A 15,369-nucleotide genomic window follows, 5' to 3' on the forward strand; every position below is an offset into this window, starting at 1 on the left:
CGCCGGTCAGGCCGGTGGAATTCCAAACTTGCCACGAACTTCGTCGTAGAGGTCGCGCCGCCAGCGGCGGCCGTGGAGATAACCGTTGATCAGTTCCGGCAATGAATAACCAAGCGCATCAGACGAGCGGTTGGCCATGTATCCTGCAAATGCCTGTGGTATTCGCCCCCGGAGAATATCGGCGATGATCTGCCGCGTGATCATAAAGGGAGGGACATGGGGGTAGGAGCGAGCGATGTGCGGATGCTTACTCATCAGGATCGCGTAGGCTTCGACATAGCCGTCCCTGCGGCCTGAAATCGAATTCTGCGAATTGTGCTTCGTCCAGTCGATATCTTCCGATAATTGCGCGCCGAAGCGCTGTGCGAAGCGCAGCAGAAGCTCGCGGTCCTGCATCCGGGGAATGTCGCTGTCATAGCCCCCGATGGCCAGCAAAGCCTCGCGCCTGGCCGTTATAGCCGATCCGGCTATGAAGGCCGTTTGCGCAACCACCGCCCGCTCCAGCATTGGCGGGTTCAGAAAAGCGCCGCGGTTGACGCAGGCGGTGCCGCGGCCACCCTTCACCGAGACATATGAGGAGAGCAGGACTTCGAGCGCTGGATTGTCGTCGAACCATGCCAGCGTCCGTTCGAGCCGGTGCGGCAGGAAGAGATCGTCCGAATCAAGAAAAGTCACCACGGGCGCCCGGGCTAGCTCGATGCCGGCATTCCTGGCGGCATTGGCGCCGCGCCACTTCGCGCCGACATAGATCAGCCGGGGGTCATGGATGCGGGCGAGCGCCGCCTCGGTCCCGTCCGTCGAACCATCGTCGATGACGATATGTTCAAATCGCGGCATGCTCTGGGAAAGCACGCTTTGGACGGCGCGGAGCACCGTTTCGCGCCGGTTGTGAGTCGGCGTGATCACCGTGACGAGGGGCGCCTGTTCGGTGTTCCCGATCATATCACGTCGGTCGCCTCCAGCGCGTAAACACCCTTCGCGCCAGGTCCTTTGATCATCGGGATGGCTAAATGGATCGGACTTCCCCCTGGATGGGCCTCATCGGATTCGGTGCGACGCTACAAAAAACAACCTGCCATGTCACCCCGTCGTGCCGTCGTTCGACCGACCAGGCATGATGAATTCCAGCTCATGGCGCTTCAACTGCAACACTTTCGCACCCGCTGAAAGACGCGCGGCCACCCTCAAGGATTGGCAGTCGCGCCTGCGGGCGTCGCCCATTTCATTATCGCTTCAGCAGGAACACTGCTTGTTGGCCAAAGAAATTCCAGAACCACCATGGCATCGACAGGCCGATCTTCTGGCCGTTGGCGTCGAGCGCGGTCGCCTTCTCCACTGTCGCGCCAAGCTCTTCGCACAAATTGACGAAGTCTCGGATCGTGCAGAAGTGGATGTTGGGCGTGTCGTACCAGGAATAGGGCAGGTCGCTGGTCACAGGCATGCGGCCCTTGACGAACAGCGACAGGCGCACCCGCCAGTGACCGAAATTGGGGAAAGACACGATCGCCCGGTTGCCGATCCTGAGCAGCTCGTCGAGCACCAGCTTCGGGTTGCGGGTGGCCTGCAGGGTCTGCGACAGGACAACGAAGTCAAAGCCCTTGTCGGGATAGAATTCGAGATCGGTGTCGGCGTCGCCCTGGATGACACTGAGACCGCGCGCCACGCATTCGTTGACGCCACGCTGCGACAGCTCGAGTCCGCGACCGTCGACCTGCTTGGTGTCCTGCAGCAATTCGAGCAATGAGCCGTCGCCCGAGCCGACGTCGAGCACACGCGATTGCGGCGGGATGAGGTTGGCGACGACCTCGAGGTCGACGCGTTGGCTGCCGTTGACGCTCATGGCTTCGCCTGGTGGACGGCGCGTGACCTTGGTCCGAAACGTCTGCAACTTTTCGGGGTCATGGCTTCGCCGTCCTGTTTGGCGCATGACCTTGATCCGAAACGTCTGCAACTTTTCGGGGTCATGCGCTGAGCCCCCTGGCGCGCGCGGCCGAGCCGATGAAGCCGTTGATGGCGGCAAACAGTTCCGGCTCGTCGAGCAGGAAGGCGTCGTGGCCGCGATCGGTCTCGATCTCGACGAAGGATACCGAGGCGCCGGCGGCGTTGAGTGCGTGGACGATGGAGCGGCTCTCTTCTGTCGGGAACAGCCAGTCCGATGTGAAGGACACCAGGCAAAAGCGGGTTTTCGTGCCGGCGAAGGCGTCGGCCAGCCGGCCGCCATGATCGGCGGCGAGGTCGAAATAATCCATCGACCGCGTCATGTAGAGATAGGAGTTGGCATCGAAGCGGTCGACGAAGGTCATGCCCTGGTGGCGCAGATAGCTCTCGATCTGGAAGTCGGCATCGAAGCCGAAGGTCAGCGCTTCGCGGTCCTGCAAATTGCGTCCGAATTTGCGGTGCAGGGCGGCTTCGGACAGATAGGTGATGTGGGCGGCCATGCGCGCCACCGCCAGCCCTTTCTCCGGGCGCTTGCCGTGTTCGAAATATTTGCCGCCATGCCAGTCCGGATCCGCCATCACGGCCTGCCTCCCGACTTCGTGGAAGGCGATGTTCTGTGACGAATGGCGCGCCCCGGTGGCGATCGGCAGCGCCGAGAACACGCGCTCGGGATAGCTCGACGCCCATTCCAGAACCTGCATGCCGCCCATCGAGCCGCCGAGCACGCAGAACAGTTTCTCGATGCCGAAATGGTCGATCAGCATCTGCTGCGCGCGCACCATGTCGCGGATGGTGATGACCGGCAGGTCGAGGCCATAGGGTTTACCCGTGGCCGGGTTGGTAGAGGCCGGACCGGTGGAACCCAAGCAGCCGCCGATGACATTGGAGCAGATGACGAAGAAACGGCTGGTATCGATGATCCTGCCCGGTCCGATCAGCACTTCCCACCAACCGGGCTTGCCGGTTACCGGATTGGTGCTGGCGACATGCTGGTCGCCGGTCAGCGCGTGGCAGACGAGGATGGCATTGGAGCGGGCATCGTTCAGCGTGCCATAGGTCTGGTAGGCGATCTGGAACGGCGACAGCAGCGTGCCGGCGTCGAGCTTGAGCGGCTTGTCGGGTCCGAAACGCAACACCGGGCTCGACGGTTGGTCGGCCTCGTTGTTGGTCTTTCCTGCACGCAGAGCGGCCATCACGTCTCTCTTGCTGCACCGTGCGCTCGTGGAAATCGTTGCCGATCTCCGCCGCCGATGCGTCCGTCCGGCCGGTCGCGGACAACAAAAAACCGGCATTGCCTTCGCAAAGCCGGTTACGTCACGCAAACGGCCCTTTAGCGAATTGTTTAACGTGGCTGCAAGCCGACCGGCCAAATCACCACGGAACTGTCATCGTCTTTCTAGAACCCGCCTGCCTCGCCGTCAATGGCGGCGGCTGGCACCACTGCCACCTCTCGACATTGCGTGCCATGGCTTGTATTTCCGCAGCGGCCTCCGGATGGAGGCGTTTTCGACGGATTTTGCAAGATATGAACCAGACACCGGATCAGGCACGTCCAACTCCGCGCGCGGGCATCATGGACATAGAGGCCTATGTGCCCGGCAAAAGCTCGGCGGCCGCCGGTGTGGCCAAGGTCTACAAGCTGTCGTCGAACGAGAATCCGCTTGGGCCTTCGCCGAAGGCGATCGAGGCCGCGCGCGAGGTCGCCGGCAAACTCGACATCTATCCCGACGGCAGCGCCAAGCGGTTGCGCGAGGCTATCGCCGAGGTGCATGGCCTCAACGCGCAAAACATCATCTGCTCCAACGGGTCGGACGAGATCCTCGGCCTGTTGGCGCAGACCTATCTCGCGCCCGGCGACGAGGCTATGTTCACCGAACACGCCTTCATGGTCTACAAGATCTACATCCAGTCGGCAGGTGCCACCCCGGTCGTGGTCAAGGAGACCGACGAGCGCGCCGACATCGACGCGATGCTGGCGGCCGTCACGCCGCGCACGAAAATCGTGTTCCTGGCCAATCCCAACAACCCGACCGGCACCTATGTGCCGTTCCAGGAGGTGCGCCGCCTTCATGCCGGACTGCCGGGAAACGTGCTCCTGGTGCTCGACGCGGCCTACGCCGAATATGTCCGCCGCAACGACTACGAAGCCGGCATCGAGCTGGCCGGCAGCGCCGAGAACGTGGTGATGACCCGCACCTTCTCCAAGATCGGGCTCGGCGGCGCGCGCATCGGCTGGATGTATGGTCCCCTGCATATCGTCGACGCCATCAATCGTGTACGCGGCCCCTTCAACGTCAATGCGACTGCGATCGAGGCTGGCATCGCCGCGATCCGCGACCGTGCCCATGTCGAGCGCAGCGTGGCGCATAACGAGACCTGGCTCACCTGGCTGAGCGGCGAAATGACCGGGCTCGGGCTGCGCGTGACGCCGAGCGTCGGCAATTTCCTGCTCATTCATTTTCCCGACGATCAGAAGCATTCCGCGGCGGCGGCTGACGATTATCTGAGCGCGCGCGGCTATATTCTGCGGCGCGTTTCAGGTTACGGCTTTCCCAACGCGCTTCGCATGACCGTCGGCACTGAAGAGGCCAATCGCGGCGTTGTCGCCGCGCTCACGACATTCCTGAAAAGCTAGAACGTCTAAAGAGCTGGAACACCATGGCATCACCGATGTTCGAAAAGATCGCGCTGGTCGGTATCGGCCTGATCGGCTCGTCTCTGGCCCGCGTCATCCGACGCGAGGGCTTGGCTCGCCATGTCGCCATCTCGACGCGCAGTGCGGCAACGCTCAAGCGAGCCGAGGAACTGGGCCTTGGCGATTCCTACACCATCGATGCCGGGGACGCGGTGCGTGATGCCGATCTGGTCGTTGTCTCGGTGCCGGTCGGCTCATCCGGCGCTGTAGCGGAGGAAATCGCGCCGGCGCTGAAAAAGGGGGCGATCCTCACCGATGTCGGCTCGACCAAGGCCTCGGTCATCGCGCAGATGCAGCCGCATGTGCCTGAAGGCGTCCATTTCATTCCTGGCCATCCGCTGGCGGGCACCGAAAAATCCGGCCCGGATGCCGGGTTTGCCGACCTGTTCGACAACCGCTGGTGCATCTTCACGCCGGTGCCGGGCACCGATCCGGAAGCGCTGGAACGGCTGTCGGAATTCTGGCGCCGCTGCGGCGCCAACATCGACACGATGGACCCGCAGCATCACGACATGACGCTGGCCATCGTCTCGCATCTGCCGCACATCATCGCCTACAACATCGTCGGCACCGCCGACGATCTGGAATCGGTGACCAAGACGGAAGTGATCAAATATTCCGCCTCCGGTTTTCGCGATTTCACGCGTCTGGCTGCCTCCGATCCGACCATGTGGCGGGACGTGTGCCTGCACAACAAGGATGCCATCCTGGAAATGTTGGCGCGGTTCTCGGAAGACCTGGCGTTCCTGCAGCGCGCCATCCGCTGGGGCGACGGCGACAAGCTCTTCGACCTGTTCACCCGCACCCGCGCCGTGCGCCGCTCGATCATCGAGGCGGGCCAGGATATCGACGCGCCCGATTTTGGCCGCCAGGCGGTCGAGCATCCGGCAAAGAGCTAGGTGATTTCAACCGGCCAGGCGGTTGCCATCATGGCGAGCGTCTCCGCCCGATCCGGCGCGCCCAGCCGGCCGCCGAAGCGCAGGCACTTGAGCGCGGCGGCCGCGCTGGCAAAGCGCAGTGCGTGCTCGACCGCCATGGCTTCCGCCAGCCCGACGGCAAAGGCGCCATGAAAGACATCGCCGGCGGCCAGCGTGTCGACCGCCTTGACCCTCGGTGCCTCGACATGGCGGGATGATCCGGCGCTTCGGTCGAACCACCAGGTACCCGCCGCGCCGCCGGTGACCGCGACGAACGCATCGGTGCGGGACGCCAAATCGGTGCAGGCGGTCTCCAGATCCAGCGCGTGGCCGCATATGATGCGGACCGCCGGCTCCGAGGCGACGATGTGCGAGGCGAGCGGCAATAATCGCTCCAGTACCGCCAGGGGCGCGGTATCGGCATCGAGTATGGCTGGGCGGCCGGCGGCGCGCGCCGCCTTAAGGGCAAGCGCCGCGGCGCCCGGCCAGCGCACGTCGGCCAGTACGGCGTCGAATGCCGTTATGTCGGTGAACGGCAAAACCTCGGGATCGGCCTGCGCGCGCGCGTCGTAGAAAGGCACGATGATCCGCTCGCCATGCGCATCGACCAGGATCGAGGCCAGTGCCGAGCGGGCGCCGCTGACGCGGCGTACATGGCTGCAATCGACGCCCTCGGCCTCTATCCCGGCAATCAGCAGATCGCCGACCGGATCGTCGCCGGCGCTAGCCCATAGCGACACCTCGGCACCCAGGCGATGCGCGGCGCAGGCCGCGCTCGTCGCCATGCCCGAGGCGATCTGGATGCCGTCCGAGGCGATGAATTTTCCCTGATGCGTGGGCAGTGATTCGACACGAAGAATGGTGTCAAGCGTCAGTGCGCCGACGCTCAGCAGCTTTGCCGGCCCCGCCATCCGTTAGTTGACCGGCTTGATCTTGCCCAGCGGAATGAAGCCGAGGGAAGCCTTGCCCTTGACCACTTTCAGCGGCATGGACGGTTCGCTGCCAAGCAGCGCCAGGGCGCCAAAACCCTGCTCGATCGCATTCTTCTGCTCGGGTATGGCGCCGGCAAGAATAGATGCCACCGCCTTGGGATCCTTGATCCTGATCATCAGGTCGGCGTCGACGAGACCCTCGGCATCGACTGACAGCGGCCCGGAAACGGTGACGCGCGCCGTGCCGGACGACAGATCGAGGTTGCGGATTTCGATCCGCTGGCCGCGCAGGCTTTTCACCTGCGTGCCGATCAGCGCCACGCCGTTCTTCAGTGTCACGTCGCCGCTGGCATCGAGCGCCGGCAACACCCGCCCGCCGATCGCGTCGGCATCGATCTCGAGATCGCCAAAGCTGCCGACATAATCGAGATCGCCGTTGTTGGGCTGCAATTGGCCTGACGCCTTGCCGGCACTGAACAGTTCCACCGGATCGGTGTCGTCGGCCGGGTCGGTCTGGCCCGACAGGCCCTCGGCCTGCAGCGCTACACGCCGGGGCAGCGGGTACCACAATTTGACGTTGGCCTGCAGATTGTCCCAGTCGATCCAGAGCGGCATCATGCCGGGGACGGAGGTCCGGAGTGGACCGCGTAGATTGGCAACAGGCGACAAGGGCTGGACGATCTGGGCGACGGCGTTGAAGGAGCCGGCCGAGGCAGCAATGCTCTTGGCGTCGTCCTCGTAGGCGAGGTTGTCGCAAGAGACGGCAAAGCTCAGTGGATAGCCACCGACCTGGAGGTTGGCGCAACCGGCCTCGATGCCGCTCTTGTTGAGCGTGGCAACCGCCTTTTCGGCCTCGGACCGGACCCTGCTGGCCAGATAGAACCAGCCGGCGCTGTAAATGGCGAACAGCACGAGGATGAACGCGGCAAGCCACCACAGGCGGCGACGGTTACCCGGTTGGCGTTCGTCACTTGACGTCATGCTTTGGCTCTCATTAACGCATGGATGGTGTGGACGGATTCTCAGGTTCCGAACACTAGGTAGACAGAGACGGATGGAAAAAACACCGGTTACCGGTGCGGTGCTGCCATTCTTTTTGCAATCAGGCGCGGTGATATGGGCGATTTTTGGGTGTTCGGCTACGGTTCGCTGATCTGGCGGCCGGGTTTCGCTCATGTCGAGACACGACGCGCCCGCCTGCATGGCTATCGCCGCTCGCTCTGCGTCTATTCCTTCGTGCATCGCGGCACGCGCCAGCGGCCCGGACTGGTGCTTGGCCTCGACCATGGCGGCTCCTGCGTCGGCCTTGCGTACCGCGTCCCTGGCGAATTGCGCGACGAGGTCATTGCCTATCTGCGCGAGCGCGAACTCGTCACCAGCGTCTATCTCGAGCGGACGCTCAAGGTTCGCCTCGACGGCGGTGGCACGGTGGAAGCCGTGGCCTACGTCGTCGACCGCAAGCATGAGCAATATGCGGGCGCGCTGGACGCGGCGGAGGCGGCGGCCGTGGTGCGCGGCGCGGTCGGCCGATCCGGTGACAACGAGGATTATGTGCTGAGCACGCTGAAGCATCTGGAAGCGCTCGAGATTCGCGACCACTGGCTGGAGGATGTGGCGCACCGGATAGCGACTTTGTGAAGCGCTGGCTCCGCGGAAAAGGGTGGCCAGGCCTTTGACCTCGATGCGGCAAGACCTAGGTTAGGCTCCGAACCCAGCCAGCGGGCGGCATCCGCCCGGTCCCAATCACCACGGAGATCCGTCTTGCAGAAACGCCGTCTCGGTCGCACCGACCTTTCCATCGCGCCGCTGGTTCTGGGTGGCAATGTCTTCGGCTGGACCGCCGACGAGAAGACTTCTTTCGATCTGCTCGATCGCTTTGTCGGAGCCGGCCTCAATGCCATCGACACGGCCGACGCCTATTCGCGCTGGGTTCCCGGCAACAAGGGCGGTGAATCGGAAACCATCATCGGCAAATGGATGAAGGATCGTGGCAATCGCGACAAGGTCGTGGTGGTCACCAAGGTCGGCTCAGACATGGGGCAGGGCCACAAGGACCTGTCGGCCGCCTATATCGAAAAGGCTGTCGATGCATCGCTGAAGCGGCTGCAGACCGAATTCATCGACCTTTACCTGTCGCACTGGCCGGATCCGACCACGCCCTATGAGGAAACCCTCGGCGCCTATGAGAAACTGCTCGCCAAGGGCAAGATCCGCTATGCCGGCTGTTCCAACCTCGACGCCGGCCAGTTGCGCGCGGCACTTGACGTGGCAAGCCTGCGCGGCCTGCCGCGCTACGAGGTGCTGCAGCCGGAATACAATCTCTATGACCGCTCCTCCTTCGATGGCCCGCTGCGCGATCTCTGCGTGGCGGAGGATATCGGCGTCATCACCTATTTCAGCTTGGCCAAGGGCTTTCTCAGCGGCAAGTACCGCAGCGAGGCCGATCTCGGCCAAAGCGAGCGCGGCGGCGGGGTGAAAGACTACCTCAATGCGCGTGGCATGCGCATCCTGGCGGCGCTGGACGCGGTGTCGGCCAGGCATTCGGCCAAACAGGCGGAAGTGGCGCTTGCTTGGGTTATCGCGCGGCCCGGCGTCACCGCGCCGATCGCCAGTGCGACCAAGCCTGAGCAGATGGACAGCCTGATCCGCGCGGCGTCGCTGAAGCTGTCCGCGGACGATATGGCCGAACTCGACAAGGCCGGCGCCTGAGGCTGCGACGCTGGTGCTGACCACGGTGCTGGCGGTGTACGGCTGACGGCCCGTGGTCAGGAGGCTTCAGGCCTTCGCGCCGAGCTCCCGAAGCCGTTTCACCGCCGTTGGCGGCAGGGCCGGCGGGTTGGATGCGCGAGATGCCTCGAGGAGAAGCTGGTCGCAGGCAGCTTCGGTCTCACCGATCAGCCGCGCCATGAACTCGTCCTTGCCTAGGCCAGGCGGTATAGGCGGCAGGAAGCGCGCCTTGACGGTGCCGGGATAGCGCAGGAACTTGCGGCGCGGCCAATAGAGGCCAGCGACATGGGCGACCGGCACGACCGGAACGCCAAGCTGCGAATAGATTTCGACGATGCCGTATTTGTAGGCCGGCTCGTCGCCCGGCGCCCGACGGGTGCCCTCGGGATAGATGATCAGCTGGCGCGGGTTGCGCGCCATTTCTTCCTTGGTCGCCGCAACCACCGCCTTCAAGGCCTTGGAGCGGCTGCCGCGATGCACCGGGATCATCCGCATCTTCAAGATGTACCAGCCGAAGAAGGGGATCCAGGTCAGCTCGCGCTTGAGGATGTAGAGCGGGTCCTGGAGGAAGGGGAAGAAGGCGATGGCGTCCCAGAACGACTGGTGCTTGGGCGCCAGGATGAAGGAGCCCTCGGGCAGGTTTTCCTGCCCGGTGATGTCGTTTTTGGTGCCGGCGATCTTGTCATAGAGCCACATCGAGGTGCGCGACCAGAATTTCGGCACGAACCAGGCGCGGTGGCGGGGCGACAGGAAATAGTACGGGGTCCAGAGGATCATCTGGACGATCAGATTGACGTAGAAGACGAAATTGAACGCCAGCGATCTGACATAGAGCATGGGGGAGGTCCGGTGAGGAAGTGTGCGTTGGTTACACCAAGCGCGGAGAAAAAGGAAACGGTGCGATACTGCCCGTCCTACCAGGTCGCCTGCGCCAGGCGTTCCCTCAGGCGGGGGGCGGCGAAGTCGAGGAAGGCGCGCAGTTTCACCGGCAGCCGGCCCTGGCCCGCATGCACCAGGTTTACCGGCCAAGGCTCGGGTTCGAAATCCCTGAGCACGGGGCGCAGTGTTCCCGAGCGTGCGGCGGCGACAATCTGGTAGGAAAGCACCCGTGTCACTCCGACACCGGCGATCGCCGCATCAATCGCCGCCTCGGCGGTGTTGACCCGGAGCCTTGATCGGACCGGCACGACAAAATCAGCCTTGTCCACGGTGAAGGTCCAGGTGGCGAGCGAGCCAAGGCCCTCGAAGGTAATGCAGCTGTGCGCCTCGAGATCTCCTGGAATTTCTGGAATGCCGCGTCCGGCCAGATAGGCAGGGCTCGCGCAGACAACATGACCGATCGAACCGACCCTGATGGCGACCATGCGCGAATCCGGCAGCCTGCCGATACGGACGGCGAGGTCGATATGATCCTCGGCCAACTGGCTTATCCTGTCGCCGAGCGTCAGGCGGATATCCACCAGGGGATAGGCGGCGAGGAAGTCGGTGACGACCGGTAGCACGTGAAGGCGGCCGAAGACGATCGGCGCGGTGACGATCAATTCCCCTGTCGGGGCGCTGTATTCGCCGCCGGCGGTGCGTTCGGCGTCGCCGACCTCGTCGAGGATGCGGCGGCAGGCAGTGAGATAGGCATGGCCGGCGTCGGTCAGTGTCAGCCGCCGCGTCGAGCGGTTCAACAGGCGTGTCTTCAGGTACCGCTCCAGTTCGGAGACCTTGCGGCTGACTGTTGCCAACGGAACGTCCGAATGGCGCGCGGCGGCGGAAAGGCTGCCGCCCTCCGCCGCCGCGACGAAAAGGGACATGGCTTCGAGACGATCCATCATTTCTTCCAGAAAATGGAAGGGTTGGTTGCAAATATGGCATCTACATCCGCAACATGGAAGGCTGCATATAACGGGGGCACACCTCAACCAGGAAATCTCTATGCCCCGCATCGCTACGCCTTCGTCCATCGCTGCCGCTCCCGCCGCCGCGCAGCCCATGCTGCAAGTGGTGGAAAAACAGCTTGGTGTCGTGCCGAACCTGTTTCGGATGGTCGCCAACAGTCCGGCGGCGCTGGAAGGCTATCTCGGCATGATGGGCGCGCTGGCCAGGGGCCGGCTTCCGGCGCCGACGCGCGAGCGCATCGCGCTGGCGATCGCCGAGATCAATGGCTGCAACTACTGCCTGTGCGCGCACACCTATCTCGGCAAGACGCTCGCAAGCCTCGACGATGCCGAGATGATGGCCAATCGCCATGGCGGCTCCATGGATCCCAAGGCAGCCGCGGCGGTGGGTTTTGCCGCCCGGGTTGCGCAAAGCCGCGGACATGTCGCCCAGGAGGATATCGCCGCTGTCAGGCTCGCGGGCTATGACGACGGAGAGATCATCGAGATTGTCCAGCATGTCGCCCTGAACGTCTGGACCAACTATATCAATGAGGTTGCCCAGACCGAGATCGATTTTCCGGTTGTTTCCGCCCGCAATGCTGCCTGAATCCGGATAGGAGCGGCGATGCCCGCCGGTCCCCACCTCATGCCGCAGAGGAAATCCCATGTCTGAGAGCCGCCCGCCGCTTCCGCCCTTCACCGCCGAGACGTCAGCCCAGAAAGCGCGCATGGCCGAGGATGCCTGGAACTCGCGCGATCCGGCGCGGGTGGCGCTCGCCTATACGGCGGACAGCCGTTGGCGCAACCGCGCCGAGTTCCTGCAAGGCCGCGATGCCATCCAGGCGTTCCTGACGCGCAAATGGAGCCGCGAACTCGACTACCGGCTGATCAAGGAGGTCTGGGCCTTCCACGGCAACCGCATCGCCGTGCGCTTCGCCTATGAATGGCGCGACGACAGCGGCTCATGGTTCCGCAGCTACGGTAACGAGAACTGGGAATTCGACGACCACGGGCTGATGCGGCTGCGCATCGCCAGCATCAACGACCTGCCGATCGCCGAGGCCGAGCGCAAATATCACTGGCCGCTCGGCCGGCGGCCGGACGACCATCCGACGCTGTCGGAGCTCGGTCTTTAGAAGCATTCAGGCAAGGAGGTTTCGATGAACGCACACGCTTTTACCAGCGATGTCGCCTTCACGCCGACGGTCAAGGCGATCCAGGCGCGCAAGGGCTCGCGCCAGTCCTACGCCCGCGTCGAGGAGCGCGGCGGCTGGCAGTCGGCGATCACACCGGACCTCGCCGCATTCATCGAAATGCAGACCAGCATCTTCCTGTCGACGGCCAATGGCGATGGCCAGCCCTACATCCAGCACCGCGGCGGCCCTGCCGGCTTTCTCAAGGTGCTCGACGAGAAGACAATCGGCTTCGCGGATTTTTCCGGCAACAGACAATTCATCACGCAGGGCAATCTGGCCGACAATCCGAGGGCCTTCCTGTTCCTGATCGACTACATGATGCGCCAGCGCATCAAGATCTGGGGTACGGCGCGCGTTGTCGAGGACGATGCCGAGTTGACGACGAGGCTGATGCCGCCGGACTACAAGGCGCGTCCCGAGCAGATCATCCTGTTCACCGTCTCGGCATGGGATGCCAATTGCCCGCAACATATACCGCAGCGCTTCGAGGCGGCTGATGTGGCAGCCGCGCTTGGCGAGCGCGACCGGCGCATCCAAGACCTTGAACAAGAGATCGCGCGCCTCAAGGGCGTTTCAGGGGCTGTCGCCAAGCAATGACGCGGCTCAGCCGCCGGCGGCGGTCTCGGCCAGGGCGATTCCCTCAGGCGTCGGCTTCACCGGGATAAACCCGCGAGCCAGCGCCAGCAGGTACTTGGTGTATTCGGTGAACAGCACGCGCACCGCGCGCGGCTTGGTCAGCCAACTGCCATTATCCAGGTTGGAATTGACCACCGGGTAGGGTTCGAGCTTGGCGCCATGCAGCAGCCGGCCCATCTCCAAAAGGCTGCGCGGCATGTGATAATTGTTGGTGACCAGGATCACCGTGCCATAGGCATGGTTTTCCACCCATTTGGCGCTTTCCTCGGCATTGCCGATCGTGTCGAGCGCGGCGCGATCGATGTCGACACAGCAGGAAAACAGTTTCTTGTCGCCGCCGGTGGCCGCCTGAAGCTGGCGCCGGCTGGCCGAGGGGTGCACGCCGCTGATCAAGAGCCGCTCGCCCTTGCCGGATGCGAGCAGCTCCATCGCGGCGTCGAGGCGCGACTGGCCGCCGGTCAGCACAATGATGGCGTCGGCCTTGGCCGGGTTGGCGGGCGTGGTCAGATGACTGACCTTGCTGGCGAACCAGCCAAAGCCGCCAGCGAACACTGTTGCAAGCACAAGCAGGGAGAGAGCGGAGAGGCGCAGGGCGGTCCTTAGATGGCTAACCTTGCCATGGCCGCGCCAACGGTCAACCACCACTGGCAACTGTCCAGCCGTCCCGATCGAATCCCGCACGTCCATGGTCATATAGTTAATCCTCAAATGCGGCCTTTGATAGGTAAAAGACGCACTTTGCGTTACGCGAATTCTTTCTCCGTGATCGCCCTGTTTCCGTCCAAGCCAAGACGAGGTCCTTTCATGCATCGGGTTGGCGAACGTCGATGTCGCTGAGATAGGCAACGACGGTGACGTGCGAGGTTGCCGCCGTCAGCGCGCCAATCACCAGCACCATCAGGACGACACCTGCGTAACCCGCCGAGCCGATGGCGAAGTTGCCGAACAAAGCGGTCGCCTGATCGGCCTGCGGCGTTGCCATGTTGCGTGACGACCACCAGGAGAACACGATGAAGACGAGCACCGCCGCCGCTCCGCCGGCGGCCGCGCCCTTCATGCCGGTGACCAGAAAATGCCGGCGGAATTCGCGTGCGATGAAGCGCGCCTCGGCGCCGACGAAATGCAGCACCTCGATGATGTGGCCGTTGCCGTCCATGGCCCCACGGGTCGCGAACACCACGGTCAGCACCGTCGCCGACAGCATCAGGGCCAGAACGGCGACGCCTATGGTCACCGTGGTGCGGGCCATGGCCACCAGCCGGTCGACCCAGGTGCGGTGGTCGTCGAGCGATGCACTCGGCAGTTTCAGCGTGATCGCGGCGCGCATGGCGGCGAAGTCAGGCGGGCTGCTCTCGTCGATGGTGACGATGATCAGGCGCGGCACGGGCAGGTCGTCGATGTTGAGGCCCGAACCCAGCCAGGGCTCCAGCAGCCTTGCGGTCGCTTCGCGGTCGATGATCCGGGTCGACTTCACGCCAGGGAATTCGCCGGCGATCCGCGAGGCCTGGGTAAGCGCCGCCTCCATGTCGAGGCCGTCGGCCGGCTTGATCTGGATCGTCGCCTCGCGCGAGATCTGGTTTTCCCAAACCGAGGCTGTGTCGCGCACCAGGGTCACCGCGCCGAAAGTCAGGCAGGACAGGAAAGTCATGATGGCGATGACCAGCACCAGCGCGCGGCCGGCAATGTTCTGCGCCGGCACGATCGGCGCCATCTTGCGTTGTGCGCGCGGCCTCGCCTCCACCGCCTCGGCATCCTGCTCCTCGAAATGGTCGGCCGATAGCTCGGTCTCAGTCATAGATATCAAGCCTGCCGCCGGCCAGGATCATGCGGCGCGCGTCAACCTGCTCCATCAGGCCAAGGTCGTGCGTGGCGATCACGACGGCGGTGCCAAGCCGGTTGAGCTCGATGAACAGCCGCAGCAGCCGCCGCGCCAGCGGCGGATCGACATTGCCGGTCGGCTCGTCAGCGAGCAGGATCTCCGGTTGCTCGATCAGGGCGCGCGCGATCGCGGCGCGCTGCTTCTCGCCTCCGGACAGGACCGGCGGCAGCACATGCATGCGCTCGCCCAGCCCCACCCATTTCAACAACTCGGTGACATCGGTGCGGTAGCTCGCTTCCTCGCGCCCGCGCACGCGCAGCGGCAGCGCGACATTCTCATAGGTGGTCATGTGGTCGAGCAGGCGAAAGTCCTGGAACACCACGCCGATGCGGCGGCGCAGATGCGGCAGTTCGGTGCGCGAGATGCGCGAGCGGTCCTTGCCGAAGATGGTGATCAGTCCACGCGTCGGTTTCAGCGACATGAACAAAAGGCGCAGCAATGTCGTCTTGCCGGCACCCGAAGGCCCGCTCAAGAACTGGAAGGAGCGCTCCGGTATGTGCAGGGAGATGTCGCGGAGGATTTCCGGACCCATGCCATAGCGGAGGCCGACATTTTCGAAGCGAATCAATTTCGACGACCTG

17 protein-coding genes and 1 riboswitch are annotated in these 15,369 nt (G+C 63.8%); of the genes, 7 read left to right on the forward strand and 10 right to left on the reverse strand.

Annotation, left to right across the window (positions count from 1 at the left end):
* Positions 1-6: 6 nt before the first annotated feature.
* The 3 genes from MESAU_RS07815 to metX form a co-directional block, all read right to left on the reverse strand.
* Positions 7-942, reverse strand: coding sequence for a glycosyltransferase family 2 protein (locus tag MESAU_RS07815; RefSeq protein ID WP_015315518.1), 936 nt, complete (start codon positions 940-942; stop codon positions 7-9).
* A 283-nt stretch (positions 943-1,225) separates the two neighbouring features.
* Entirely contained in the window at positions 1,226-1,840 is a 615-nt protein-coding gene (gene metW / locus MESAU_RS07820) for a methionine biosynthesis protein MetW (protein ID WP_015315519.1), read from the reverse strand.
* 121 nt (positions 1,841-1,961) lie between these two features.
* Entirely contained in the window at positions 1,962-3,131 is a 1,170-nt protein-coding gene (gene metX, locus MESAU_RS07825) for a homoserine O-acetyltransferase MetX (RefSeq protein WP_015315520.1), read from the reverse strand.
* 117 nt (positions 3,132-3,248) lie between these two features.
* Positions 3,249-3,326: riboswitch (SAM riboswitch) on the reverse strand.
* Between the two features lie 137 nt (positions 3,327-3,463).
* Between metX and hisC the strand changes: the two genes are divergently transcribed.
* Positions 3,464-4,573 carry a histidinol-phosphate transaminase gene (gene hisC, locus MESAU_RS07830; RefSeq protein WP_015315521.1) on the forward strand — a complete coding sequence of 370 codons (1,110 nt, stop codon included), beginning with the start codon at positions 3,464-3,466 and terminating at the stop codon, positions 4,571-4,573.
* Between the two features lie 23 nt (positions 4,574-4,596).
* On the forward strand, positions 4,597-5,532 hold the full coding sequence (locus MESAU_RS07835) for a prephenate/arogenate dehydrogenase family protein (protein ID WP_015315522.1): 936 nt from the start codon (positions 4,597-4,599) through the stop codon (positions 5,530-5,532).
* Here MESAU_RS07835 and MESAU_RS07840 read toward each other — a convergent pair.
* Positions 5,529-6,461, reverse strand: a complete 933-nt coding sequence (locus MESAU_RS07840; RefSeq protein ID WP_015315523.1) for a sugar kinase — start codon at positions 6,459-6,461, stop codon at positions 5,529-5,531. The two genes, MESAU_RS07835 and MESAU_RS07840, sit on opposite strands and share 4 nt — an antisense overlap.
* Before the next feature lie 3 nt (positions 6,462-6,464).
* Positions 6,465-7,463 (reverse strand): DUF2125 domain-containing protein, encoded by a 999-nt coding sequence (locus tag MESAU_RS07845; RefSeq protein WP_015315524.1) that lies wholly within the window; start codon positions 7,461-7,463, stop codon positions 6,465-6,467.
* A 135-nt stretch (positions 7,464-7,598) separates the two neighbouring features.
* On the opposite strand from MESAU_RS07845, the gene MESAU_RS07850 reads away from it, so the two are divergent.
* A complete protein-coding gene (locus MESAU_RS07850) occupies positions 7,599-8,120 on the forward strand; it encodes a gamma-glutamylcyclotransferase (protein WP_015315525.1) in 522 nt (173 codons plus the stop codon).
* Positions 8,121-8,243: 123 nt separating this feature from the next.
* Positions 8,244-9,191 carry an aldo/keto reductase gene (locus tag MESAU_RS07855; RefSeq protein ID WP_015315526.1) on the forward strand — a complete coding sequence of 316 codons (948 nt, stop codon included), beginning with the start codon at positions 8,244-8,246 and terminating at the stop codon, positions 9,189-9,191.
* Between the two features lie 66 nt (positions 9,192-9,257).
* On the opposite strand, the gene MESAU_RS07860 is transcribed toward MESAU_RS07855, so the two are convergent.
* Together MESAU_RS07860 and MESAU_RS07865 are read right to left on the reverse strand one after the other, a co-directional pair.
* On the reverse strand, positions 9,258-10,046 hold the full coding sequence (locus MESAU_RS07860; protein WP_015315527.1) for a lysophospholipid acyltransferase family protein: 789 nt from the start codon (positions 10,044-10,046) through the stop codon (positions 9,258-9,260).
* Positions 10,047-10,123: 77 nt separating this feature from the next.
* On the reverse strand, positions 10,124-11,029 hold the full coding sequence (locus MESAU_RS07865; protein ID WP_015315528.1) for a LysR family transcriptional regulator: 906 nt from the start codon (positions 11,027-11,029) through the stop codon (positions 10,124-10,126).
* A gap of 103 nt (positions 11,030-11,132) precedes the next feature.
* Here MESAU_RS07865 and MESAU_RS07870 point away from each other — a divergent pair, with 103 nt between their 5' ends.
* Genes MESAU_RS07870 through MESAU_RS07880 form a run of 3 tightly spaced genes read left to right on the forward strand, consistent with a single transcriptional unit; the run spans position 11,133 to position 12,870 of the window.
* Positions 11,133-11,684, forward strand: coding sequence for a carboxymuconolactone decarboxylase family protein (locus tag MESAU_RS07870; protein WP_015315529.1), 552 nt, complete (start codon positions 11,133-11,135; stop codon positions 11,682-11,684).
* Between the two features lie 58 nt (positions 11,685-11,742).
* Positions 11,743-12,213, forward strand: coding sequence for a nuclear transport factor 2 family protein (locus MESAU_RS07875; RefSeq protein ID WP_015315530.1), 471 nt, complete (start codon positions 11,743-11,745; stop codon positions 12,211-12,213).
* Positions 12,214-12,237: 24 nt separating this feature from the next.
* Complete coding sequence (locus MESAU_RS07880) at positions 12,238-12,870, forward strand: pyridoxamine 5'-phosphate oxidase family protein (RefSeq protein WP_015315531.1); 633 nt, start codon at positions 12,238-12,240, stop codon at positions 12,868-12,870.
* A gap of 6 nt (positions 12,871-12,876) precedes the next feature.
* Here the strand turns inward: MESAU_RS07880 and MESAU_RS07885 are convergent, their stop codons facing one another.
* The 3 genes from MESAU_RS07885 to ftsE all read right to left on the reverse strand — a co-directional run bounded on the left by MESAU_RS07885 (position 12,877) and on the right by ftsE (position 15,356).
* Positions 12,877-13,602, reverse strand: a complete 726-nt coding sequence (locus MESAU_RS07885) for a YdcF family protein (RefSeq protein ID WP_015315532.1) — start codon at positions 13,600-13,602, stop codon at positions 12,877-12,879.
* A gap of 109 nt (positions 13,603-13,711) precedes the next feature.
* Entirely contained in the window at positions 13,712-14,704 is a 993-nt protein-coding gene (locus MESAU_RS07890; protein ID WP_015315533.1) for a cell division protein FtsX, read from the reverse strand.
* Positions 14,697-15,356 (reverse strand): cell division ATP-binding protein FtsE, encoded by a 660-nt coding sequence (gene ftsE, locus MESAU_RS07895; protein WP_010911739.1) that lies wholly within the window; start codon positions 15,354-15,356, stop codon positions 14,697-14,699. Before ftsE ends, MESAU_RS07890 begins: the two co-directional genes overlap by 8 nt.
* Positions 15,357-15,369: the final 13 nt, after the last annotated feature.

This window comes from Mesorhizobium australicum WSM2073 (assembly GCF_000230995.2).
GTDB classification, from domain to species: domain Bacteria; phylum Pseudomonadota; class Alphaproteobacteria; order Rhizobiales; family Rhizobiaceae; genus Mesorhizobium; species Mesorhizobium australicum.

Bases quoted from the DNA above. Each gene is read 5' to 3' on its own strand.
- MESAU_RS07815 (WP_015315518.1), bottom strand. From the start codon at position 942: ATGATCGGGAACACCGAACAGGCGCCCCTCGTCACGGTGATCACGCCG.
- metW (WP_015315519.1), bottom strand. From the start codon at position 1,840: ATGAGCGTCAACGGCAGCCAACGCGTCGACCTCGAGGTCGTCGCCAAC.
- metX (WP_015315520.1), bottom strand. From the start codon at position 3,131: ATGGCCGCTCTGCGTGCAGGAAAGACCAACAACGAGGCCGACCAACCG.
- hisC (WP_015315521.1), top strand. From the start codon at position 3,464: ATGAACCAGACACCGGATCAGGCACGTCCAACTCCGCGCGCGGGCATC.
- MESAU_RS07835 (WP_015315522.1), top strand. From the start codon at position 4,597: ATGGCATCACCGATGTTCGAAAAGATCGCGCTGGTCGGTATCGGCCTG.
- MESAU_RS07840 (WP_015315523.1), bottom strand. From the start codon at position 6,461: ATGGCGGGGCCGGCAAAGCTGCTGAGCGTCGGCGCACTGACGCTTGAC.
- MESAU_RS07845 (WP_015315524.1), bottom strand. From the start codon at position 7,463: ATGACGTCAAGTGACGAACGCCAACCGGGTAACCGTCGCCGCCTGTGG.
- MESAU_RS07850 (WP_015315525.1), top strand. From the start codon at position 7,599: ATGGGCGATTTTTGGGTGTTCGGCTACGGTTCGCTGATCTGGCGGCCG.
- MESAU_RS07860 (WP_015315527.1), bottom strand. From the start codon at position 10,046: ATGCTCTATGTCAGATCGCTGGCGTTCAATTTCGTCTTCTACGTCAAT.
- MESAU_RS07865 (WP_015315528.1), bottom strand. From the start codon at position 11,029: ATGGATCGTCTCGAAGCCATGTCCCTTTTCGTCGCGGCGGCGGAGGGC.
- MESAU_RS07870 (WP_015315529.1), top strand. From the start codon at position 11,133: ATGCCCCGCATCGCTACGCCTTCGTCCATCGCTGCCGCTCCCGCCGCC.
- MESAU_RS07875 (WP_015315530.1), top strand. From the start codon at position 11,743: ATGTCTGAGAGCCGCCCGCCGCTTCCGCCCTTCACCGCCGAGACGTCA.
- MESAU_RS07880 (WP_015315531.1), top strand. From the start codon at position 12,238: ATGAACGCACACGCTTTTACCAGCGATGTCGCCTTCACGCCGACGGTC.
- MESAU_RS07885 (WP_015315532.1), bottom strand. From the start codon at position 13,602: ATGACCATGGACGTGCGGGATTCGATCGGGACGGCTGGACAGTTGCCA.
- MESAU_RS07890 (WP_015315533.1), bottom strand. From the start codon at position 14,704: ATGACTGAGACCGAGCTATCGGCCGACCATTTCGAGGAGCAGGATGCC.